We start from the raw sequence: 16,473 nt of genomic DNA on the forward strand, positions 1-16,473 counted from the left end.
CTTTCTCTGTGGGAGATCAAAGAAGGATCTTAATGTCATCTACATCCGAGGCCGCAACCTGGCCAAGGACATCGCCCCGGATCGCTCCCGACCCGTGCGCTCCAATAGCTTGGATAACTCATCAGGAAGCGTTGTGAGTCCCATAGCAAGTTCAGAGGATATCACTCCCTGGCCAGCCAGGTCGGCCAACGCTTGATTCATGGTCTGCATGCCATATTGAGCTTGTCCCGTTTGCATCATGGAATACATTTGATGGATCTTGTCTTCGCGAATCAGATTCCGAATCGCCGGAGAGGTAATCAGAATTTCCAAAGCCAGAACCCGGCCCCTTCCCTCTGAACGTGGCAAAAGTCTTTGTGCCAGAATGCCTTCCAGCACCATCGATAATTGGATACGAATTTCTTGTTGCTGGTGAGAAGGAAACACCGAGACCAATCGTGTCAGCGTGTGAATCGCAGAATTCGTGTGCAAAGTGGCCACCGTAAGGTGTCCGGTTTCAGCCATGGTGAGAGCCGCGTGAATGGTCTCAAGATCTCGCAATTCGCCCAAAAACACCACATCGGGATCCTGCCGTAAGATACCTTTCAGTGCGGACTGGAATTCGCGGACATCGGATCCCACTTCCATTTGAGATACCAAACTTTTTTTGTGCGAATGCAGAATCTCAATGGGGTCCTCTAACGAAATAATATGGGCAGACCGCGCTTCATTTATATGATCCAACATCGAGGCCAATGTCGTACTTTTCCCGCTACCGGTCGGCCCGGTTACCAAAATCAGTCCTTGGGGCTTCCTCATCAATTCCGCAATAATGGGCGGTAGCCCTAATTCTTCAAACGTCGGGATCTTCCCGGACACTGTTCGAATGGCCATGGCCAATGATCCCTGCTGGGTATAGATATGGACCCGAAACCGCCCGATAGCAGGCACGCTGTAGGCTCCATCCCAGGCTCCGGTCTGCATTACCTGATGATGCTGTGCTTCCGTCAACAGACACGCGGTTAACTGAGACATGTCCTGGCTGGTCAGTATCGGAGACTCCATCGGGCGTAAATGCCCGTCCACACGGAGGCGAGGCACACTGCCGGAAACCAGGTGCAAATCCGATCCGCCCTGCCGGCACAATTCACCTAGGAGTGCAGTCAATTCCATTTGGCATCCAGTCTTCTGACGTCCCTACACAAAAGCATCAGATCTCGTTTCGGCAAACACCTCACCAACAGTCGTCAAGCCATCTTGAATTGCCGCCATCCCCGCTTGTCTCAGCGTGCGAAATCCTTCGCTTATCGCACAGGTTATCAAGTCATTCGTCGATGCCCGTGCTAAAATTCTTTCATGCAGTCCTTCAAAGATAGGCAGGGTCTCAAATAAGGCTATGCGTCCTTTAAATCCGGTCTGATGGCAGGACACACACCCACGCCCTTTCATCGCCTGAACCGCCCCGAGCGCATCACCATCAAAACCCAGCTCCCGCAGCTGAAATTGAGATACCGGCTCCAGCTCCCGACAATGATCACAAATTTTCCGTACCAAGCGTTGGCCCACAATGAGCGAGACGGCGGAAGACACCAAAAACGGCTCAATGCTCATATCGATGAGCCGTGTTATCGCCCCTGGGGCATTCATGGTATGCAGGGTTGAAAGAACTCGATGGCCAGTTAGAGAAGCCTGAATCGCGATTTGCGCGGTTTCCCGATCACGAATTTCCCCCACCATCATGACGTCAGGATCCTGCCGCAAAAAAGCACGCAACCCGGCGGCAAAATTCAATCCAATCTCTTCATGAATTTGCATCTGATTGATGCCCTGGATTTGGTATTCCACGGGATCTTCGACAGTAACAATATTCATCTGAGGAGTATTCAGAAATTGTAACGCGCTGTATAGGGTTGTCGTCTTCCCGCTCCCCGTAGGCCCCGTCACCAGGATCATTCCATAGGGATTTTCCAGAGCCGTCGTCAACCGGTCCAAATCAGGTTGGTTAAGCCCGATATTAGTTAAATGTAACGCAAGCCCGGACTGATTCAAGAGACGCAAAACCGCTTTTTCGCCAAACAAACATGGCAGAATGGCCACTCGAATATCGACGTGGGGAAAGCCCTCTATCTTCATCCGTCCATCTTGAGGTAACCGACGCTCTGCAATATCCAGATCGGAAAGAATTTTCACCCTGGCGAGTAATGCCTGATGAAGGTCTTTAGGCAGATTTTGAATCGGGCACAAGACGCCATCCAACCGAAAGCGAACCCTGATCATGGTCTCCATCGGCTCAATATGAATATCACTCGCCTCCATTTCAATGGCCTGCTGAACGAGCCCATTCACAACTTCCACAGCTGAAGAATCTTTATCAATTTTCACATGACGCTTCAGTCGAGACATTTCTGCTTTGTCCTGTAGCATTATAGATCTTTCTTGATCGTGCAAACCCTTACCAGAGGCACAGACAAGGCCTACAGGCTTTCCCATCGAATTCGGTGAAATCCGGTCGCCATTTCCCCAGTTTTTGAAAGTACCCTCCTCATCCTTTTGTATAGATTCTGTAGTTGAGGAAGATCCATCTGGACACTGGCCATACAGATGGGAGATCGCCGTCCGTAAATCCGATTCGGTAGCTACCATGGGGATGATGTGCAACCCTGTCCGGAACCGCAAATCATCTAACAAAGACGCATTCGTGGGGTCGGCCATAGCCAGACTCAGTCGTGAAGTGGTTTTCCGCACCGGCAAAACGAGGTGCCGGCTGACAACGTCATAAGGAATCAACCCCCGAAGACTCCCGTCAATCAAGCACGTAGACAATTCTACAGTGGCAACTCCATAATGCTGGCTGAGAAACTCCAATAAGGTGGATTCAGACAGAACTCCCATCCGAACCAGAATGCTCCCGAGGCGCCCCCCTTCTCCCTGCTGAATATCAAGCGCCTGAGACAAATCCCCTGAAGAGATCACTTTCGCCTCCACTAACTGTAGGCCCACCCGCTCTCGATTCAACTGCATCCTCCTGTTTACCCTTATTTCTTGCCTGAAGAATTGAGCCGTTGAATTCCCCGGAATAGATAATGCACTCCAGAACCGGTCGTCAGGATAACCATTACCGAGAGAAAGGGAATGATGCTTTCGGAAGGAACACGCCCGGTCGCAAAGAGTATCACTATGATGACATAGCAAATTTGGGCAAAAGTGGTACCTTTTCCCAACCAGGTGGGAGTAATATCAATGTCGATTTCCGTTAAATTAGCCACTATGGTCCCCGTGAGAAGAATGGCGTCACGACTCACCACAAGAATCACCGCCCAGATCGGAATAAAATGGAGAACCGATAAGGTCACGATGGCCGACATGAGGAGTAATTTGTCAGCCAGAGGATCGAGATACTCGCCGAGGCGAGTGCGCTGATCGGTGATACGGGCAATGGCCCCATCCAGGCCATCAGTCACCGCCGCGACTAATAATGTCACGAGGGCATAATCATAGTATTCGTAGAGCAAAAACCCAACGAAGACCGGAACAAGGAGAATTCGGAGGACTGTGAGGCTGTTGGGAAGGTTGATTGGAATGTCGGCACCCGATAACTTGCGGACCATTTCGCCACAACCCCTTTTCCACAAACGTATTTTTCCTGAGCGTAGGGAAGGTTACGTTGGGATTCTGAGGGAAGTCAACCACGCTTGCGACCCCCATCAAGGCAGCCTATAATCGATTTTCACAATAAGAAAAATACCGCTACCCATCGTTAAGCCGGAGCCAGACCACATGACATCGCTTCCCTTATCCTTTCGAGTCAGAAATGCCGTCGTGGAAAAACATCAATTGGAGGGCATGGACCCTAGTGACCGATATTTCAATCGAATGATCCCAATTAAACGAGTGGAACGCGGATACTCGGGAACGGTCATGTACGAAGCACTGAATCTCCAATCCCAGGTCTATCGAACCGTGCAGGAGAGCCTGAAGGACCTCATCGATCAACTTCGGGAATTAGGTTTTACCACCATGCGCACCCGCCTCAATTTCAAAGGCCAACAATACCTGGCGGAAAAAGAAACCTGGGTTGATTATCTCGACGCCTAATCTTGGGGCTCCCACCAACCATTAACATGATGACCTTTCTATTCCAAGGACCCTTTCTCGATCTCCGACAATAGCCACATGTTGTTCGTTGGGGCGTTTTATCCACCGCACCCGGAGCCGGACGGCCTGGACGAACCCCATAGGAGTCTTCGTGGAACGGATCTCACCTCGAAGCACGGACGGTGCCACCAAACAATCCGACGACATCCGGGCTGGATCTTATACAGCTAATTTTTGAGATCCACTTCAACATCCCTCATTTTCTGCCCGTCTACACCTGAGCCACCGGCCTTACGCTTCGGGGCAAGATGGGCCTCAGCTTCCTTACGAGTTGCACAGCTTCTCACCTAAAGTGGGCGGGAAAACGGGACATTTTAATCCCAAATGGCAAGATTCATCTGTCATATTCTCTTCCCTCCGCTTTTTTCTCCTCTATCTTTTCTGACATTTTTTTGGTTAATTCATCTAATCCGCCACTGCAAAAAATGGCAACCCTCCGAAAAAGTCTCTTCTTCAATTTCAACGAGGCAATAAATTAAAAACATCTCAAAGGAGCACCACCATGGATCTTTCAACGGTCCTGAACGCTTTGGATCACTTTTTTACCTACCCTTTATTTACCATCAACCAGACCCCGATTACTCTCTCGTCTCTGGCATTTTTTGCCTTCATCATGGGTGGTTTTATGATCATCAACACCCTGATACGACGTTTTCTCAGCAACCAATTACTCAAACGCTCGAAGATGCCCAAGGCGACACAATACACCTTAACCCGCATTATTCAATATTTACTGCTCCTCGTTGGGACCGTGATTGCCTTTCAAGTCATCGGTGTCGACCTGAGCGGTCTTGTCGTCATTTTTGGATTTCTCTCCGTCGGAATCGGATTCGGCCTACAAAACCTGACGTCCAATTTCATCGCGGGACTCATGTTGCTGTTCGAACAACATATTCAAATTGGGGACCGCATCACCGTGGGAGACACCGAGGGAGATGTGGCAGAAATCAACATTCGATCCACCACCATTCGTTCTTTAAACAACGTGGCTATCGTCGTTCCCAATTCCGAATTTATCTCTTCCACGGTGGTCAACTGGTCTCACGGTGACCCCAAAACCCGATTGGAGATTGAAGTGGGAGTCTCTTACAATTCAGATTTAGACAAGGTGATACATTCACTTTTGGAAGCGGCTAAAGAGAACCCTAGGGTTTTACCGCACCCGGAACCGAAGGCCTGGCTGATGAGTTTCGGAGATTCTGCCTGGAACATGCGTTTATTAGCCTGGGTGGAAGATCCACAAGGCAGAAGGCAGATTCAATCCGATATTAATTGCGCCATCGTCAAGAAATTTCGGAAGAATGGCGTGGAAATTCCCTTCCCTCAAAGAGATCTTCATGTTCGATCTCCTTTACCTCTCCCAATTTCACCAACTGGATCCTGAGGACTTCATGACTTTTCCGAACGAGTGCCTTAATCGCCTGCATTGAGGAAAAACGTCTTTTCAGTCTCCGCGATAATAATATAGCTTCAAATCAGGGATGAGGTAGCTTTATGGACCCTACGCCCAGCGCCAGGGCTTTCTCATTGGCCGTGGCCCCATGTGTCCTCCATCATAATGTCGTTTGAGAACCTTTGACGGGATATGTACACTTTGGCCTTTTTAAATGTCTTTTCTCAGAGGAAAACCAAGTCGCACAATCACATTGTACCGTTACGCTCAAAATAAAAAGCCCATTCCTTCTATGGCACCCCACCAACAATCTACCGATAACGATCTGGTCGATGCCCTCACACAAGGCGATATTCAAGCCTTCGAAGGTTTATACGATCGTTATGCCAATAAAGTTTTAAAACGTTGTTTTTTCATTTGTGTCAATCAGGAGGAAGCACGGGATTTAATGCAGGAAATCTGGATAAAGGTCTTTCTACATCTCCATGATTTCAAGAAGCAGGCCGCATTTTCCTCGTGGTTGTATCGCCTGACTACTAACCACTGCCTCAACTACATCAAATCAAAGGCCCATTCTGAACAATCAGGGATGCAACATCCATTTGAAGAACTCATTCACGAGGACCCAACCTCGACAATTGACGTGCATCACCTCCTTCAAAAACTTCCACTGGAAGACCGGACCATCCTGGCCATGAAATTTATGGGTGAGTATACCTATGAAGAAATTTCTGCCGTTTGCGAAATCAGTGTCAGCGCAGCCAAAATGCGGGTGTCACGATTGATCACAAAACTCCGAGAGGAGGTCAACACATGAATGACGAGGAAGATCTGGTCTTTGAACAGGTGCTGGATGCCTTACATATACCGGAACCTGATCAGAGGACCAAGGAACAAGTCATGAAGGCCGTATTTTTCCTCAGCGTGGCAAAGGAAATCGGCGCATTTCACGCATCGATCCCTGGAACGTTACTTGACGATTCAATGAGTGAATGAGAGGAGACCCGTATTATGATAGGGACGCGATATGAACTCATGGAATGGGGTAGGGTTGTCCTCGTTTATTTTCAACAATTCCTGGAAAAAATAGTTGGATATTTACCCCAGGTGCTTGGAGCGATCATCATTCTGGTGATTGGTTGGCTAGGAGCAAAAATATTAAGAGGGCTCACTACAAAAGTGTTGCGCGTCTGTGGGCTTGTGGAACTTAGCCAGAAAATCAAACTCCATGACTTATTAACGAGGATAGGGATTAGCAGCAGCCTCGATCAAATTATTGGAGGCTTAATCTATTACATGGTCCTTCTCATCGTACTTATTTCGGCCTCTGAGATCCTGGGATTTACTGTCGTCCTCAACACACTGAATACCTTAATTGCCTACCTTCCCCACATCCTTGGGGCCTTTTTGATTCTAATCATTGCGTTATATCTTGCCAAAGTCATCAAAGAGGGCATCATCTCGGCATCCTCAAGCCTGAACATTGCTTATGCGGGAGCCTTGAGTTCAGTGTTGGAAATTCTGATTGTCGGATTTGGCATCGTCATGGCCATGACCGAATTAGGATTGGACATGACCATATTCAGCGCCAACATCACCATCATCATTACCGGCATTGTATTGGCCATGGCACTTTCAATTGGCCTGGGGAGTCGGTCCATAATTTCAAATGTTCTTGCCCGATATTACATCGCCCAACTCTTTCACGTCGGAGATAAAGTGTCGCTGGCCGGACAAAGAGGAACCATCATTAAGCTTACTCCTGTGTCCGTTCTCATAAAAACGGAAAATGAAGAACAGCTGTACATTCCGAACGAACGAATCATTGAGGAAGGATCCAATAGTCGGAAATTCGACATGAGATGAACAAATAACTCGTTATTCTTGAAAGGAAACTGACCTTTCACAACCAACCCATCAATATTCACATGGGAATTTTCAGCTCTGGAATACGATTGTGTCATGAAAAAATTGAAATCGATTGTAGCTATTGTATTAGGAGCGCTTGTCGTGCTGATCGCCTTTCAAAATATGGCCTCTGTGGAATTAACATTACTTTTCTGGACATTCGAAGCACGTCGGATTGTCTTAATCGCGATTTGCGTTGTCATTGGGTTTTTTTTAGGACGAATCACGTCTACCCACAACCAGCCGTCTCAAGAGAATCAATAGGGGGCTTTCGAAATAATGTTCTTATGATATTCGGTAGACTGAGACTTCATGGACAAGGGCCTCCCTTCTTCCCACCGATATTCACTCATCGAGTGATCGATTTCGGCAGTTATATGCCCGTCATGTAAAACTACCATTTATCTTTGGAAATCCCCAAAAAATTTGATTTGAGCGTATCCTCCTCGCCCTCCTTCTTCTGTGAGATGTCCCGACGGAGAACAGGGCCCAGCAAATTTCCTCTCTCAATCCCCGACAAGCGGTTTCACGGGAATGTGTGATATGCGCTCGTTGGCATCATTTGTACCTCCTCAACTCGCACAAGGCATCCTCTTCGAGGATTTGTCAAAAATGCCTTTAAGCCATTGTTTTTATTGAACAAATAATTATGTGACCATTTCCCACTTTGAGTTGTCTAAATACATGAAAGAACGAGGACCAATGAAAGAGAATTGCCAATAAGATCCAATAAAAAGAAAAAGATCGGATTAACTTTTCCTCAAAATCCCAGGCTTTCTCATCATCAATTTATAACTTATAAAAGGTGGAGGTACACCATGGCAGATTCCAAAGACGCTCAACGAGGAAATTCAGAATTAGCAACTAAAGATGGGAAAACCACTATCTCAAATGAAGTGGTGGCCAAAATTGTCGCGCTCGCTACCAGGGAAATAGCTGGAGTCCATGAAATGGGATCATTGGGCTTGGGTGATGCGCTAACGGGTATGGCCCAACGAGCATCAAAATTAGGACAGAGTACCCAAGGCGTAAATGTTGAAGTGGGAGAGCGAGAAGTGGCGGTCGATATCAAGATCGTCGTGGAGTATGGCGTGAGCATTCCCCAACTCACCACGGCCATTAGACGAAATCTAGCCACGCGCGTGAACACTATGACAGGCCTCACGGTTAAAGAAGTGAATATTGACGTCACCGGTCTGTATTTCGCCGAAGAAGCCAAAGACAAGCCTGCCGAACGACCGGAGCCACGCGTCGCATAACATCGACATGGGGCGTAAAGGCCATGCCCCATCCATCGCTTACCCTTTCATTCCACAGTGACCGGATAGATTCCTGCTATTTATCTTGATGAGGAGAACTGCCTAATGACTGAAGGCATCACGACTACAAACAATCCAGGCCAACGAGTGCCTCAATTAGGGAAAACCACTATTTCCGATGAGGTCGTGGCCCAACTGGTAGAAATAGCGGCCAAGGAAGTCCAGGGCATCCATGGGATCGCAAAACAAGGGATGGGTGAACAGATCGCAGGCTTGACCCAGCGGTTAACGGGAAAAGGCCCATCGGGACAAGGGATCATGGTTGAAGTCGGGGAACGCGAAGTGGCTATTGACTTGCGCATCATTGCGGATTACGGGGTAGTGGTGCCTGATCTGGCTACCAATCTCCGTCAAGCCATTATCGAACGCATTGAACGACTTCTTGGTCTCATGGTGAAAGAAGTTAACATCCAAGTCAGTGGGCTCTTCTACCCCGAAGATAAGCCGGCCGAGGCCGTGGCACGCAGGGTCGAATAAACGAAACGGGAGTTCACATGACCCAATCGATTGCACCACTTGATGAACGACTGATTATGGATGCGGTGACCATGAGTGTATCTCGCATTCCAGGAGTCGCTCTCCTTACCGGTCCCAAAGCCACCCTTTCCACTGTAGGGCCAGGATGGCGGGTATGGGGCATTGCGGTTCATCGAGAAGAAGGAACGCTGAATCTTTCCATCGAACTCTCGGTGACTATTGATAAGGATAGTTCAATGCCGGCACTCTCGACTCGCGTGCGCGGCATGGTGCGTGACGAGATCCAAGCACTCACTCCAGAAGCGGTGGGATGGATCAATATTCGAATTGGCGATGTCCACCTCACAGAATAAGTCTATGAATATTTTCAACCGATTCTTGGTGATCCTTGGCATCCTTCTTTTAGGGTCGGGATGCAGCGCCATTCTGATGATAATGTTGGGCATGTGGGACCCTGAACAGATGATGCCATCCCCATGGCATCAGGTCTTCATCCCATTGACGCAATTAGAGGGAACAGATTGGTGGAGTGTAGTGGGCGTATGCCTTGGGCTGCTGTGTTTGGGCCTCTGCCTGTTGTTCGTAGAGTTCATCCCACATTCCAGCAAAAAATCGGCAGTGACAGTGAAAAAGGACAATCTGGGACACATCACCGCCTCCCGGGCGAGCATTCAAGACCTGGTCAATCGGGAAGCGGGAAAGATCGAAGGAATCTTGGAAAGTTCGACCAAAGTCAAGGAAGGATCAGATGGCATTCATCTCCATTGCCGCCTGACTGTGACCCCGCAGGCAAGCGCCGATGTGCTGGGGCCTCAAGTACAAGGACGTGCAAAGGAAGTCGTCGAACGCTATTTAGGAAAAAATGTGATTGGGATACACATTCAAACCCAAATGGAACCGTTAAAGAAGAATATGAGAAAAGTGCAATCCCGGGTTCGCTAAGGATTGCAAGAAGGAGTGAATCAGGTGAATAACCTCTTGTCCGCATTGTCAGCCATGACCCAAGGCCTGGGGCATGTGGCGTCCATCGTCCTGGCAGCGTTACTGATCATTCTTGGGTGGTTGGTCATCGTCAACCCTGCCCTTCTTGGATGGATTGTCGGTTTGATCCTTATGCTGGTCGGCATCGCCATCCTGGCGGGAGTGTTTGCCCCTGCTGGCCGTGACCGTTAAGCAGAGCAATCTTATGACGAGCTATTACGAAAATAGATCAATGAGTCAAAACGGCGCTTTTGGGTGATTCTGCGGTCAGTGGCATGGATATTCATGTGGAGACCTTTAAAGGACGGGTCCATTAAATGAATTAGTGGATACCATCACCGAAGCCACCAAAGCCGAAGGACTGGTTTGAGACGTGAAGGGCGTGGTGCTAGTCAAAAATAACATCACCGTTAACTGAGGATCAAACTTACAGATCTGGAAATTAGGAGGTTGGTGTGATTCTCCAAACATCTGAAACCAGAGCCAGTCGACAGAGAGTCTCCTCCCTACTGCCCTTCTTTTGAAGAGGGCATTTCTATCCTGTCCCTCCGGAGTCCTTCTTTAAGAAGGAGTGAAGCCAGTGTTGAGCCAACATTTCACATGCGGCCCAACACCGGCGCTCCGCACGGGGATTTACAGGGTCCTTGGCCAGAGCGTTAAGAATGGAGAAGATAAGACTCACCTGCATCAGACTCGAAATATGACAATCTTCTCATGATGCCCAGGAGGCACAACACACATGACCATAATGCTCATCGTATTTGCCGGAGTAATGGTGTTAGCTATTTGCCTGGCAATTCTCAATTGGTATTATTGGGGAAGATCAACCAAAGAGCGGCATCACGCTAGACATACTTCCCTTACCGACAAAACGGATTGACTCAGGCGATGGAATCCATGACATGGAAGCATGACGTTGCGGAGGGAAAGAACCGGTGCTAGCGGCAGCGTTATCTAAAAATGTGAAGAAGGGTTCCTAAGAAAGTAAGCTCTGGTTTTTTCTAAGGTCTGAGGGAAACCCGCAAAGGCTTCTAAAGAAAACCGGCATGTTAGTTGTTATCTTTGTGATGGTCATTGTGTATGATTAACCAGAATCTTGGCTTTTCACCAAACGGGCGGCATTTAGAATCTCCAGAAACATATGAAAGACTTGAGAGAAAAAAGTGAGCAGGGCTCGAACGCCGCAGGAGATCTGACGGGGGACGGGCTCGTATGCTTCCAATCTTTCATTCGCTGCCGCATGAATATTGTCTTCCTTTGAACAGGAAAAGCTGGACAATTCCACTGAAACACCGGAGAAAACCTACATGAAATCCTTGATGGTCTACATGACGGTGTTTGTCTTAGGAGTAGGATTGGGTTTAGGGGCACCATATCTCGCCGCCCGATATGCCCAACCCTATATACCCCAATTCCTTCAGGAAACCGTTCATCCCCTGACGGGGACCGTCACACATAAGGAACGCCAGCAGGACCGCTTGTTAATGACTGTCACCACGCCAAATGGCACCATCCTGGCGACCTTTCGAAAACAGGTTCCAGAGATTGACCTGCTTGTGGAAGAACAGGACTCTGTTACATTGGACGTCAAGCAATATGAACCCTTTGTGACTGACCCACCGGTCATTAAAGTCAACAAACTCACACGGCAGGTCCCCGAAAAACCGGCCCAACCCTCACAATCTTCGATCGAATCCGAACCTTTGCCGGACTCTCCGTTGAACCAGGCCCCCGCATCGGGAGAGCCATCTGAGGACACAGAACCATCTCATCTGCCTCTCAATTAATGCCTGAGGGCCCAGGGGACGAGAAAACCCCACGGGATAACATGGTGGGCTCAACAACGCCAAATACCACTCTGGTAAGGACATTCTCTCTCAGGATGATCGAACGCCCCGCAAAACTTATCGGTCCACCCGGCCCCATGAGGAATCCTCTCTCTGATCGTCCAGCTCGTTATCGGAAAGTTTACCGTATTTCTGCTTATTTATTTCTAAGGAGGTCAATCCCATGGATATCACCCTTTGGACCGCAACCCTTGAGGAATCGATTGAGTACAGCTTCAAGCTGTTAATGGCCTATCTCCCAAAAAGCCTAGGGGCTTTGATGTTGTTAGGCCTGGGAATTCTCTTGGGAAAAATTGTTGAAGCGGGAACAAGCCGCGTGTTGCATATGATCGGCGTCGATCGTTTACTGGGCGGCACCGGTGTTCTCACACTGCTCAAAAAAATCGGCAGCCAAAAAACAATTTCACAAATTGTCGGCCTTTTAGGATTTTGGCTGGTATTTCTCCTCTTTCTGATTTCCGCCACCGAAGCCTTAAGTCTCGCCCTTTTGTCCGAAACTTTAACCGGACTGGTCCACTATCTGCCCAAAATCGGCATGGCTACCCTTATTCTCGTTCTGGGCCTCCTGGCCACGAACTTTGTGCGCGACCTGATCTCTGTTGCGTGTGATTCTTCCGGAATCCGGCAAGGCACCATCATTGCCCAAACGGTCTATATAGCCGCTACTTTGCTTGTGCTGGTGACGGCTATCAATGAATTGGGAATTGACACCTCGCTGCTTAATCAAATCATTGTCATTCTCATTGCCGGCCTTATTGCCGGAGCCGCCTTATCCTTCGGAATCGGTTCCCGTTCAGCCGTGAAGAATCTGATTGCCGCCCACTACATTCAGCCCATTGTCCGAATTGGGGAAAAAATTCAGGTTGGCGCCTACAATGGCACCGTCACAGCCATAACTCCCATGGTCGTCGTCCTGGATACGGCGAAAGGACGGGTCGTGATTCCTGCCGCGCAATTTACTGAAGTCACCAGCATTCTTTCTCCAACGGAGGGATAAGCCGATGAATTTGACCCAACAGCTTCGGGAAACCTTTATCCAGGAACATCCATTAGAGGCCGCACGCTACGTGGAGGAACTTCCGGCTCAGTCGGCGGGAGAAATGTTGCAGACCATGGAACCTCAACATATCGCCGCCTTTCTGGAGTATTGTCTTCCCGGCCCAACAGCCGAAATTCTTAAACAGTATCCACCGGCCACCAGCGCAGTCATACTCAGCCGGTTATCCTCCCGTTCGGCACGGGCAGTCCTCCGACAATATGATTCCCCCACACAAACCTCTCTTTTGGGTCAGGTTGACCCGGCCATCGGCGCACATCTTCGGCGATCAATCAATTTGCCGGACCATACCGCCGGCAGCCTCGCCGATCCGCATGTCCTGACGCTTCCCCCGGACATCACCGTCGCGAAGGCCTTACAGCGGGTGACCCAAACCGTCGGGCAAGCCATCTATTATTTATACATCATTGATCATCAGACGATCCTGCGCGGAGTCATCCTCCTGAAAGAGCTGCTTGGAGCCGAACCGACGTTCACCGTGTCCTCCATCATGCAGCAGGACGTGAAAGCGATCCCATCCTCGGCCAATGCCCTCGACATTGTTGCCCACCCCGCATGGGCTCAATACGACAGTCTTCCGGTCATTGATCAAGACCGTACGTTTGTTGGCGCGCTTCGACATCGAACACTGAGGCAATTTCTCCAGTCACGTTCCGGCGAGTATCAACCGGCATTTCTCTCCGATGCCCTCCTGCAACTGTGGGAAGCGTATTCCCTTTCAGGAATTGGCCTGATGACCGCCCTGGGAGAATCCCTGAGCACATCGACACCGCCCACCTCTCCCCGGAAAGAACAGGAAACACCATGACGACACCTGCAACGACTGAACAGATGCATCAGATCTTTATTGCCAAATTTCCTCATGAAGCCGCCCATGTGTTTGAATCCTATGATCCCCAGGAGGTGATCCCCATACTTGCCGACCTACCCCCCACCATGATCGCAAAGGTCCTCTCGGTCATGTCACCCTCATTGGCCGCCGACCTGCTCGGAATCATTCCGCAACCCTTACTCCTGAGTGCGCTCCCTCACCTCCAACCCGCGGTGGCCGCCTCTCTCCTCCAGCGAATGCCCGATGAGACTCGTGTAGCCATTTTGGATGCCCTACCCCTGCACGTCTCAGCCGACATTGGACCATTCATGGAGTATTCGGAGGATTCGGTCGGCATGCTCATGGATGTAAAATTCTTTGCGCTCCCGGAAGACCTGACCGTCGAGGAAGCCATCCGACAGGTTCGAACCCATGACACCCAGCATCTCAATGAAATCTACATTATTGATCGGCGCCAGATCCTTGTGGGCCTCCTATCCCTCAGAGATCTGTTTTTATCCCCTCCAAAAAAGAGCCTTGCGGTCTTGATGAAACGAGAATTACCGACCATTCATCCCCTGGAAAATCAGGAACAAGTCGTAGAAATTTGCAACGAATGGAAGGTCCTGACTATCCCGGTCACCGATTTGGACGGCCGCCTCCTCGGGATCATTAGCAGTCAAGACATCATTCAGGTTGAAAAAGAAGAGGCCACCATTAGCATGCAAACCATGGTGGGTGCCAGTAAGGACGAACGAGCCCTGTCGCCGCCCGGATTCGCCATTCGAAAACGTCTCCCCTGGCTGCAAATCAATCTGCTCACGGCCTTTTTGGCAGCGTTTGTGGTGGGATTATTTGAGGACACCATTGCCAGATTTACGGCTTTGGCCGTTTTGCTTCCTGTCGTAGCCGGGCAATCGGGGAATACAGGCGCCCAAGCCCTCGCGGTAGTCATGCGTGGTTTAGCGTTGCGGGATATCCGTCCTTCCCAATGGCTCCGCGTGACCTTGAAAGAATCCTATGTCGCCTTGGCCAATGGAGTGGCAGTGGCCGCGACGACCTGTACCGCCGTATTTTTCTGGAGTGGATCATGGGGATTAACCATGGTCATCGGCGTCTCCATGGTTATCTCCATGGTGATGGCGGGGTTTTCCGGAGCAATCATACCCATCATCCTTCGATCTCTGAAACAGGATCCGGCTCAATCATCATCAATCATCTTAACCACCGTAACCGATGTGGCAGGATTTTTTAGTTTTTTAGGGCTCGCGACGGTGTTTTCAGCTCTCTTAGAATAGGCACCCGCCTGAAACTATGAAGTAATAGAGGGATTAGGCTCCTGCTGATTGTGACCCTGGCCAAACTTGGCGGGCGCGTCAATTGTCCAAGCCCCAATATGTCACTCTCACCCGGACGACATCTCTGTTTCCGAATAAAGGAAATAATGCATCTCCCTCACACTTAGGGGTGCATTGAGACATTCAGGTATGACGATTTCACTACTCAGTTGGATTGGTATCTTTGTCTGTTTGACCGGTTCGGCCATGTGCTCGGGCTTGACCCTTGGGTTCTTCAGCCTAAGCCGCATTCACCTGGAACTCTTAGCCAAGCAAAGTGACATGGCGGCCAACACGATCTTGCAAATCCGGCAGGATGCCAACTTCCTTCTTGCCACACTTCTCTGGAGTAACGTGGCCGTCAATGTTCTCCTGACGCTTCTCGCCGAAGATCAAATGGTCGGCCTATTGGCGTTTTTTTTCTCGTTGTTTGGGATCACCCTTTTTGGAGAAATTCTTCCACAAGCGTATTTTTCAAGAAACGCATTGAGATTGGGGGCAAAATTCACCCCGGTGGTTCATTTTTTGCAAATCATCTTCTATCCCGTGGCCAAACCCTCGGCTCTTCTCCTCGATCGCCTGGTCGGGAAAGAAGGGATTACCTGGCTCAAGGAACATGAGCTCGATACTTTAATAAAAATTCATGCACAAGCTCCGGAAACAGATATCAGCGGAGTCGAGGGACATGGAGCATCCAATTTTCTCAATCTTGATGATATCTCGGCCCTTGAGGAAGGATCGCCGCTTCATCCTCAAAGCATCATTTCGCTCCCCTTTAAGGGGGACAAGGTGCATTTTCCCCCAATCACGCCTTCCGCCGCCGACCACTTCGTTCAGCAAATCCATGGGTCAAAGGAAAAATGGGTGGTGATCACGGATGAAGAGCAAGTTCCTCATGTCGTATTAGATGCGGACGGGTTCCTAAGGGAACTCCTGGTGGAACATCGAGACAAACCTCTTCGACATTGTCACCGGCCCATTATTCTTAGGCACACCCATATTCCCCTCGGGGAACTTTTGACGCAATTCAAGGTCAATCCGGAACACCTTGAGGATGACGTCATTGACCACGACCTGATTCTGATCTGGACACCAACACACAAACGGATTATTACCGGCGCCGACATCTTAGGGCGACTCCTACGCGGGATTGCCAAACGGAAGCCACTGATCAATTTCAGGTAAAGGGATAGGACATGAAAGACTAAG

20 protein-coding genes are annotated in these 16,473 nt (G+C 49.4%); 17 read left to right on the plus strand and 3 right to left on the minus strand.

What is annotated here, in order from left to right; all coding sequences use genetic code 11:
- Nucleotides 1-39: 39 nt before the first annotated feature.
- From LX98_RS16805 to LX98_RS16815, 3 genes are read right to left on the minus strand one after another with little or no spacing between them, the layout of a single operon-like run.
- A complete protein-coding gene (locus LX98_RS16805; RefSeq protein ID WP_496429960.1) occupies nt 40-1,152 on the minus strand; it encodes a PilT/PilU family type 4a pilus ATPase in 1,113 nt (370 codons plus the stop codon).
- 24 nt (nt 1,153-1,176) lie between these two features.
- Nucleotides 1,177-3,000 (minus strand): ATPase, T2SS/T4P/T4SS family, encoded by a 1,824-nt coding sequence (locus tag LX98_RS16810; RefSeq protein WP_496429961.1) that lies wholly within the window; start codon nt 2,998-3,000, stop codon nt 1,177-1,179.
- Between the two features lie 14 nt (nt 3,001-3,014).
- Nucleotides 3,015-3,587, minus strand: coding sequence for a CDP-alcohol phosphatidyltransferase family protein (locus LX98_RS16815; protein ID WP_496429962.1), 573 nt, complete (start codon nt 3,585-3,587; stop codon nt 3,015-3,017).
- Nucleotides 3,588-3,756: 169 nt separating this feature from the next.
- Between LX98_RS16815 and LX98_RS16820 the strand changes: the two genes are divergently transcribed.
- The 17 genes from LX98_RS16820 to LX98_RS16900 all read left to right on the plus strand — a co-directional run bounded on the left by LX98_RS16820 (nt 3,757) and on the right by LX98_RS16900 (nt 16,449).
- Nucleotides 3,757-4,074 (plus strand): hypothetical protein, encoded by a 318-nt coding sequence (locus LX98_RS16820; protein WP_496429963.1) that lies wholly within the window; start codon nt 3,757-3,759, stop codon nt 4,072-4,074.
- 562 nt (nt 4,075-4,636) lie between these two features.
- On the plus strand, nt 4,637-5,518 hold the full coding sequence (locus LX98_RS16825) for a mechanosensitive ion channel domain-containing protein (RefSeq protein WP_496429964.1): 882 nt from the start codon (nt 4,637-4,639) through the stop codon (nt 5,516-5,518).
- A 301-nt stretch (nt 5,519-5,819) separates the two neighbouring features.
- A complete protein-coding gene (locus LX98_RS16830) occupies nt 5,820-6,344 on the plus strand; it encodes a sigma-70 family RNA polymerase sigma factor (RefSeq protein ID WP_496429965.1) in 525 nt (174 codons plus the stop codon).
- Nucleotides 6,341-6,523 carry a hypothetical protein gene (locus LX98_RS16835; protein WP_496429966.1) on the plus strand — a complete coding sequence of 61 codons (183 nt, stop codon included), beginning with the start codon at nt 6,341-6,343 and terminating at the stop codon, nt 6,521-6,523. The genes LX98_RS16830 and LX98_RS16835 overlap by 4 nt, the downstream gene beginning before the upstream one ends.
- A gap of 15 nt (nt 6,524-6,538) precedes the next feature.
- A complete protein-coding gene (locus LX98_RS16840) occupies nt 6,539-7,393 on the plus strand; it encodes a mechanosensitive ion channel family protein (protein ID WP_496429967.1) in 855 nt (284 codons plus the stop codon).
- Between the two features lie 96 nt (nt 7,394-7,489).
- Entirely contained in the window at nt 7,490-7,699 is a 210-nt protein-coding gene (locus LX98_RS16845; protein ID WP_496429968.1) for a lipopolysaccharide assembly protein LapA domain-containing protein, read from the plus strand.
- A gap of 554 nt (nt 7,700-8,253) precedes the next feature.
- Entirely contained in the window at nt 8,254-8,694 is a 441-nt protein-coding gene (locus tag LX98_RS16850) for an Asp23/Gls24 family envelope stress response protein (RefSeq protein WP_496429969.1), read from the plus strand.
- A 105-nt stretch (nt 8,695-8,799) separates the two neighbouring features.
- Nucleotides 8,800-9,231: an Asp23/Gls24 family envelope stress response protein gene (locus LX98_RS16855; RefSeq protein ID WP_496429970.1), complete on the plus strand. Its 432-nt coding sequence runs from the start codon at nt 8,800-8,802 to the stop codon at nt 9,229-9,231.
- Between the two features lie 17 nt (nt 9,232-9,248).
- Nucleotides 9,249-9,584: a hypothetical protein gene (locus tag LX98_RS16860; protein WP_496429971.1), complete on the plus strand. Its 336-nt coding sequence runs from the start codon at nt 9,249-9,251 to the stop codon at nt 9,582-9,584.
- Between the two features lie 4 nt (nt 9,585-9,588).
- Nucleotides 9,589-10,173: an alkaline shock response membrane anchor protein AmaP gene (gene amaP, locus LX98_RS16865; protein WP_496429972.1), complete on the plus strand. Its 585-nt coding sequence runs from the start codon at nt 9,589-9,591 to the stop codon at nt 10,171-10,173.
- A 24-nt stretch (nt 10,174-10,197) separates the two neighbouring features.
- The gene (locus tag LX98_RS16870) at nt 10,198-10,404 is read left to right on the plus strand and encodes a hypothetical protein (RefSeq protein ID WP_496429973.1); all 207 of its coding nucleotides are present in this window, start codon (nt 10,198-10,200) and stop codon (nt 10,402-10,404) included.
- A gap of 547 nt (nt 10,405-10,951) precedes the next feature.
- Nucleotides 10,952-11,092 (plus strand): hypothetical protein, encoded by a 141-nt coding sequence (locus tag LX98_RS16875; protein ID WP_496429974.1) that lies wholly within the window; start codon nt 10,952-10,954, stop codon nt 11,090-11,092.
- Between the two features lie 427 nt (nt 11,093-11,519).
- Nucleotides 11,520-11,999: a hypothetical protein gene (locus tag LX98_RS16880; protein WP_496429975.1), complete on the plus strand. Its 480-nt coding sequence runs from the start codon at nt 11,520-11,522 to the stop codon at nt 11,997-11,999.
- Between the two features lie 223 nt (nt 12,000-12,222).
- The gene (locus tag LX98_RS16885; protein WP_496429976.1) at nt 12,223-13,056 is read left to right on the plus strand and encodes a mechanosensitive ion channel family protein; all 834 of its coding nucleotides are present in this window, start codon (nt 12,223-12,225) and stop codon (nt 13,054-13,056) included.
- A gap of 4 nt (nt 13,057-13,060) precedes the next feature.
- Nucleotides 13,061-13,924: a CBS domain-containing protein gene (locus LX98_RS16890; RefSeq protein ID WP_496429977.1), complete on the plus strand. Its 864-nt coding sequence runs from the start codon at nt 13,061-13,063 to the stop codon at nt 13,922-13,924.
- Nucleotides 13,921-15,225: a magnesium transporter gene (gene mgtE, locus LX98_RS16895; protein ID WP_496429978.1), complete on the plus strand. Its 1,305-nt coding sequence runs from the start codon at nt 13,921-13,923 to the stop codon at nt 15,223-15,225. The genes LX98_RS16890 and mgtE overlap by 4 nt, the downstream gene beginning before the upstream one ends.
- Nucleotides 15,226-15,414: 189 nt before the next feature.
- A complete protein-coding gene (locus LX98_RS16900; protein ID WP_496429979.1) occupies nt 15,415-16,449 on the plus strand; it encodes a CNNM domain-containing protein in 1,035 nt (344 codons plus the stop codon).
- Nucleotides 16,450-16,473: the final 24 nt, after the last annotated feature.

The organism is Nitrospira marina, from assembly GCF_059568365.1.